The sequence below is a fragment of the Escherichia sp. MOD1-EC5950 genome, from assembly GCF_002965345.1.
GTDB lineage: Bacteria > Pseudomonadota > Gammaproteobacteria > Enterobacterales > Enterobacteriaceae > Escherichia > Escherichia marmotae.
Genome location: NZ_PTSR01000055.1, coordinates 1 through 6,507, shown reverse-complemented (window position 1 = coordinate 6,507; position 6,507 = coordinate 1). Strand labels below are relative to the sequence as shown.

Annotated in this window: 5 protein-coding genes and 1 pseudogene; 1 reads left to right on the top strand and 5 read right to left on the bottom strand. The window is 40.9% G+C overall.

Going from position 1 to position 6,507, the window contains the following annotated elements; all coding sequences use genetic code 11:
* Positions 1 to 232: 232 nt before the first annotated feature.
* The 4 genes and pseudogenes from BEA93_RS23595 to BEA93_RS23580 all read right to left on the bottom strand — a co-directional run.
* A complete protein-coding gene (locus BEA93_RS23595) occupies positions 233 to 4,039 on the bottom strand; it encodes a YobI family P-loop NTPase (RefSeq protein ID WP_105225188.1) in 3,807 nt (1,268 codons plus the stop codon).
* A 205-nt stretch (positions 4,040 to 4,244) separates the two neighbouring features.
* A complete protein-coding gene (locus BEA93_RS23590; protein WP_000456080.1) occupies positions 4,245 to 4,739 on the bottom strand; it encodes a type II toxin-antitoxin system YhaV family toxin in 495 nt (164 codons plus the stop codon).
* A 22-nt stretch (positions 4,740 to 4,761) separates the two neighbouring features.
* Positions 4,762 to 5,106 carry a type II toxin-antitoxin system PrlF family antitoxin gene (locus BEA93_RS23585; protein ID WP_000235313.1) on the bottom strand — a complete coding sequence of 115 codons (345 nt, stop codon included), beginning with the start codon at positions 5,104 to 5,106 and terminating at the stop codon, positions 4,762 to 4,764.
* Positions 5,107 to 5,349: 243 nt separating this feature from the next.
* Positions 5,350 to 5,448 (bottom strand): annotated as a pseudogene (locus BEA93_RS23580) (helix-turn-helix domain-containing protein); the annotation flags it as partial.
* Between the two features lie 201 nt (positions 5,449 to 5,649).
* Here BEA93_RS23580 and BEA93_RS23575 point away from each other — a divergent pair.
* Positions 5,650 to 6,171, top strand: a complete 522-nt coding sequence (locus tag BEA93_RS23575; protein WP_001308042.1) for a hypothetical protein — start codon at positions 5,650 to 5,652, stop codon at positions 6,169 to 6,171.
* 216 nt (positions 6,172 to 6,387) lie between these two features.
* Here BEA93_RS23575 and BEA93_RS23570 read toward each other — a convergent pair.
* On the bottom strand, positions 6,388 to 6,507 hold a 120-nt coding region (locus tag BEA93_RS23570; RefSeq protein ID WP_157925503.1), incomplete at its 5' end, for an IS3 family transposase.

The following is a 6,507-nucleotide window of genomic DNA, read 5'->3' as shown; positions in this document are numbered from 1 at the left end:
TGAGCAGCTGAATGCAGCACGACATGTTGTACTTACAGGAGGTGGCGTTGTGTGGGGGAGAGGAAGATCCGTAACCACCAGAAACCGGATCTTCCGCAAGGGAAATGGCTATTGATGTAGCATTGGCAATAATAACCTTCAATTAATGACTCACACAGATTAATTCCCGTTAAGCATTAATCTAATTTAATTTTTGCATCTGAAACAATCAGCACACTGTATTACCGAATACTCAGTCAAGAAACTCCTCATCACGGACATAGCGTGCCGGAGTAATCACAATTTTGTGTTCATCACGCCCGGTGCCCATTTTTGGTGGCTGAATAAATCCTAGATGGCTGATTAATTCAGCCACTTCCCACACATCCGCTGTGTGGGGGATTTTCCTGAACCTGTCATGTGGCAACAGTCCGTGATAGCTCTCATCATCAAAACTGTTCAGCACCACGCAAAGCGCGTCTTTGCCAGCATCCCTAGCTACCAGACAACGTTTAAGCAGTGTCAGGCGCAGATCATCGTCATTCATCCAGGGACTCAGTTCTGACAGAATATCTAATGACAGCAGGTGGCTCTTATCAAGAATTCCGGGTTTGTTATCACGCAACCAGCGTAAAGCGGCAACTTTAATATTCATACCGATTAGCTTGTGACGAAAAAGTTCGCTTGCCAGTTCTTTATCAAAGTCACCTTCGATATAAAAGATATCTTCTGGCTCCTGGATAATAATTTCAGGACGCAGGGCAATAAGATTGCTAAGCAGAGTATTCATCCTGCTAATATCGTCAACATTTCCACTAAGTGCATTAAACAACCCCGTAAAGACATTAACTGTCGGTGCCAGTTTCTTCTCTGAACATAACAGCTCAGCATTTCGCAATGGCATTTTTTCGGGTACGTCGATAATCACGATGTTTAGATTGTTCAGTACTTTCAGCAATGCTCCTTCTGAAAGCTCTGGTGAACAAACAAATTCAGAAACGAAACTGTCAAATACTCCCGCATTATTTATAACCATGGCAGATGGTTCTAATTCAGCGTATTTATCATTTACCCACGGAACAAGTTCACCGGGAATGTTAACAGCATTATCATGTAGTAAATGAACAAAATTATTAAAAGATGGCAATATTCTGCCATACTGCAACAGCATGCTATAAATATTACTACCCGAAGACTCAGAACGATTAATTATATCATCCAGTTGATGAATACAAAAATCCATTTTAGCGATAATCTGTTCAACAACCCTCATTGAAATCTCATGAGAATTCAGTAACTCAGGAACACGGTCAACTTCATCCGATTCAATATATACCGACAAAATAAAATCATCTATGTTAGCCCACAGAATATCTGTCACTTCGGGGATTTTCAGAGATCCCAGACAATGAAAGGGATAAAGAGAAAATGATGTTATTTCCTCATTCTTATTCTGCATCAAACTAAGATAAATATTTTTAAGATTACTGACGGAATATTTAAATAAACCCGCACCCGCAATTTTTCTGATAACAGAACACTTTTCATCCCCTGCAACATCAGGAATATGTGAGACTGAAAGCGCATTTTTTTTCAACACCTCAACAAAAGCATCACCATGCCCTTCTGGTACAGCAGTAATGAGCAGGGGAGAAGAATCTGTAAGTTCACTGATATATTTATTAATCTCAGCCGACTGCCAGACAGATGTTCTCTCAGTCAGGCATAACAGGTGGGCCGCCATTTTCTGAACAAAAACCTGTTGCTCTTGTGTACGCTCTTCTGACGCCCATAAATGTGTCAACAGCCTGTTCAGTATACTCTCATCTGACATAAAAATGTCCAGGTAACGCAGGCGGATATATGTTGCGAAATCGTTCTGTATCAACATCAGCAAACTAACCACACGCCGACTATCCGTCTGACTCAGCAATGCCATTATATTGTTTTTCAGGGTATCCGGTTCATTATCAAGCAGCCATCTGATAACAGCAGGATGCTGAGCATTGTCACGCTGCAGAACCCCCAGTTTTTTAAGACGTGCAACAATATTATTAACGTTATCAAGATGGAGTGAGAATGTTTTTTCCGGGCCTTTACCAGACATAACATCCTTAAGAAATAAATTATCTGTTTCACTCAGTCCCCCGGGAATGAAGATTGAACGATAGGACATGTAGTCCGTTGACAGATAGCCACTTGATAACAGAAAAAATATAAAATCAATCTGCTCATGGTCCGACTGCATTGTCAGGCCACCTGTATCCTCTTTCTTCTTAATCCAGGAAATAAAGCCTTCATTTGTCATCTTTTCTGCTATATCAGAAACTGTCCCGGAAAGGATTTTTGTCTTCAATAATTCCAGACCGGAAATCCTGTTTTTAATTTTAGTAATATTATCAATAGTTTTATTATCAATTAAATGACATCGTTTTTTATACTGAATTTTCAGAGGTTCTATGTCCTGTTTGTTGAGTCGGATAAATCGTTGATTATTACTGAGGAAATTGATTGGGATATTTCCTTTATCTAAAAGCATGAGGAAATACTCTTCATTTTTTATTGCCACATCAAGTGTTATTTGTCTTCCCTCCACCCAAAAAACCAGAATATCGCTATAAGCCTTACTAAGGTAAGGCATAAGCAGTTCTTCGCGCAGGCTTTCCCGGTTTGCGTTTTTTTCATTTTTTATCGATTCAAGTAACTGAGCCATATCCTCAAGCTCGTTATTTACAGAGCGTAATAATTCATTCTGGATTTCATGGTCTATGTAACTTTGAATAAAATGATAAAGCACACCTTTTTTACTATCTATACCATGATAATCCTCCGCACAAAGATTTTTATATGCGATCATGGCAAGTAGTTTGGCCAGATTTTCCCGACTGTTGACTAAATTCTGATAGAGTCGAAACTCATTTGTAATATTATGCATTACACGCATATTGGGAATAAATGTCGCAATACGGGAAATACATTCACTTAAGTTATTATTTATCTCTTCTTCTTTAAATTTTTTAACAAAATGTTCATAAGCATTCTGCTCATCCATCACTGGAATAACGGGCATAACAAAATCAAAAAATTTTGTTCTTGACTCAGCTGAGTTGAAAATACCATCCCTGACAGCATAAATAAATTTTACCGGTTTTCTGTCAGAAAGACAGTTATTAATAATCTGATTGATTTCCCGCAATTTCACGAAAATCCGGCCATTGTTAAAACGGTCAAGATCTTCGAATATCACCACATCATATTTAGTCGAATCAAAAAAATAGACAATTTCATCAATATAGACATTAAGTAAAGAAGGTGACAATGCCCGGGTTGTAACAGCGCCTTTCAGGAGGTCTACTTTATCAAGACTGACTTTCCTGTCAAATATACCGATACGGTGTAGTTGCTTCAAAAGCAGACATAAGGCTCCCATCACAGATACCACAGCACCGGATAAACGCCACTTAAACGGACGTTCAAGAAGATAACGGGCGAGTGTTTCCGGCAAAGACAGCTTTGTCGTAACATAATCTGGCGCGAGGAAAAATAAAGCAGCCCCGCTCAGTAAAACAGTTCCTGTCAGAAATGAGGCAGACCGAAATATTTGTCCCACAGTCACATCTGATATGCGGTCAATGCGGGAGCAGGGTAGTTCATGCTTTTTATTTTTGTAGAGTATTTGTTGCAAAATACTGTATTCAATAGATTTTTCAACAGTACCAGTATTTTTCGCCCCCTCGTCACTAGTGCTGTCCGCATTGCTTTCATCCACGTGTCTCTGCATATCAAAATCAGCAAGAGAAACGGTTAACACCCGCAGTGTCGTATTGTGAGCTTTGCACCATGTTTTTAATACTGAGCTTTTCCCGGCACCATACGGTCCGGTAACAGCAATATTCCTGATATCCGGATGTTCATAAGCATAATTAAGCGCACTGATATAACAGCCTGCTTTATCTGCGTCGAGTTCTGTCGGCGTAAGAGCTTCATAACGCACAGCATTTGCCTCAGTATGATCACTTTCGGCAACGATCGGTATCAGCCACGGTGTGAACATTATCATTGATACAATTCCGTTATTGTTTTCGCGACATTTTACTGGTTTTCTTCCAGTGTCAACGCCAGTGATATAAGGGAGTCAAAAATCGTGGCGTTGAGAGCTTCGATAAAATCCTGTCGTCAGGGAGTGAAATATTTATATATCTGCTGAATTATTCGAAATCCTTATCACATAAGGGAGTATCCGTCCTCCCTGCACAAATCATGGCTCAAATACGCTTTGTGAGAAAATCAACCATATTGGTGGTCGCTGTAGCTTTACTGGCCTCACAGAGAAGGGTATCCCAATCATCCGGTGGATTTCCAGCTTTCAACATTTCACCAAATACCTTATAGGCATCCGTCCTGGAATCATAAGCACGAAGCGTGTCAAATCCATTTACCCAGCCAATAACAATTGTTTTATGTTCCTGGCTACAACGATAAAACAAACGAAACTGCATCAAAAATTTTGCCCGGAACCAGTGTTTGTATTCTTCGCCTAAAGTATTCCCCTGCCGAAACTGTGGATCAAGCGGGTTAGCGGTTATCCTTTCCTCTATAACACGCTCGATCGCAACAAGAAGTTTAGTTTCCTTTTTCTTATGATATTCCAGTGGCTTAGAAGCCTTTAACTCTGCCACCTTCTTCATTAGTCCTGTAATCTGCCTTAAAAAACACTCGTGAAAGCAGATTTTCCAGCCGTTTATTTCTAAGTATTCCATTTGTCACCGGCGTTTCTAATCATTAATCTTCGGTAAGTGGTGCGTCTAAATCAACATTAACTCCGGCAGTTAATGCTTTCATGCTTTCCCAGAACATTGTCGGAACTGGAGCAATCTTCTGCGGGTTCTTTTTCATATCGTTTTCAAGAAAAGTCAAAAACTGCGAAATCACAGGGTCGTCCTGTTCTTCATTCTGTCGTGACATGATGACCTTACCACCTGCAAGTAAAGTGTAATGAATATACTCACCGGGCTTGAGATGCAAAGCATCGCGTATTACTGCCGGGATCGTCGTCTGACTGCGTTCAGTAAGTCGTGACTCTGCACGCAGTGACACTTCTGCACTATTTAAAATTTGAGTAGCCATAATTCGGTCCTCTTTAGTTCCTGTTCCTCTCTCTCAAGGCGCGAAATATGAGTCGCAGGAATAGTTCTTAGCATGTTCCCAGAATCTGTAACTTCAGAGCTACCGGCTTGAAAAGCCGCTGGGTGGTATTCTTAATTAATATGCATTTTATCGCGAGTGCTCGGGCGAGTAAGAACAGTATAATGCACTTTCATTGCACAATGCAAGTGCATTACATGTATGACTGTAGTTATGATGCAAATATGTATTGCGGGAGCTCCCCAGTTCTCTGGCAATCGCCCGGCGACTCATTCCCTGTTTGTGCAGGATTTTAATTTCCATAACTGTCTCAAAAGTGACCATAAGCTCTTCTGAATCAGGAGAGCAGATTACCCCCTGGATCCGATTTTTGTTTTCGGATCTCAGGAGACAGAGGAAGACACAAAGAGATGGATCGCACAATCACAAACAAATCAATACATGAAATTGAAGTTAGCACTTTTTGCAAAAACAGATAACACAAATTGCTAAAGTGGGTTATATTTTATCCGTCATCCACATCACGTGGCCATTCCACCTTCTTATAAGGAGATTTTCATGAACACAGCATTACTTGCTCCATTTATCTCAACTGCATTATCCGGTGTAAGCGTTTATACCTACTATCACTTTAAGAAATATCAGGCTTCCAGGGAGCAGTGCCAAAAGGTTCACAAAATGATGGTAGATACACTGCTCGGTACCAAAAGATTGTTCAGCGTGAGCGCCCCCACACAGGCGCTTAAATCAGAACTGAGAATCATGCTGCAGCAACTCTCTCAGGAGGCTCGCAAACTGTATAATATGACGATACGCCTTCCGTTAAAGCGTCTGCAACGGGAACAACGTCATGTTTTGAGGCATGCAGAGTGGTTGTTACGTTATCTCGATTCGCATCTGGCAGATAATGAAGGGAAATTTTTTCTGTTCCTGCATGACGTGACGACGGATAGCGATGATAAAGTCCTGGATTTCCTGACGTCATTACATGACACAAAGAGATTCAGAAATCGCCGTCTGCAAACTGGAGCAACTACCTGTCCCTGAGAGGGGACAGGTAAACGTAAATATATAACCTGTATTAAAAGAGTTATTTGGACATCATATATGGCTTACGTCTGGCCTCTTCTAATTCATGCTGTTCACGTACCTGAGCCATTTTCTCTGCTGTAGGCTCAGGTTAATTTTCAAAAGATGCCTCAATGTCAGCGCCAGTGATATAAGACGGTAATGGGGATGCGGACGATTTCCTGGACTGCTTTATCATTCCAGCCCGCATTGTTGGCGGTACATTTTGGGACTAACGGCACCCAGCGATAATTTTATACGCCGCTCGTTATACCATCTGATGTAAGCATCCACTTGCTGCATGAACTTTTCTGG

What these genes read in the sequence shown, in the direction of transcription:
- BEA93_RS23595 (WP_105225188.1), bottom strand. Translation starts at nt 4,039, where the DNA reads ATGATAATGTTCACACCGTGGCTGATACCGATCGTTGCCGAAAGTGAT.
- BEA93_RS23590 (WP_000456080.1), bottom strand. Translation starts at nt 4,739, where the DNA reads ATGGAATACTTAGAAATAAACGGCTGGAAAATCTGCTTTCACGAGTGT.
- BEA93_RS23585 (WP_000235313.1), bottom strand. Translation starts at nt 5,106, where the DNA reads ATGGCTACTCAAATTTTAAATAGTGCAGAAGTGTCACTGCGTGCAGAG.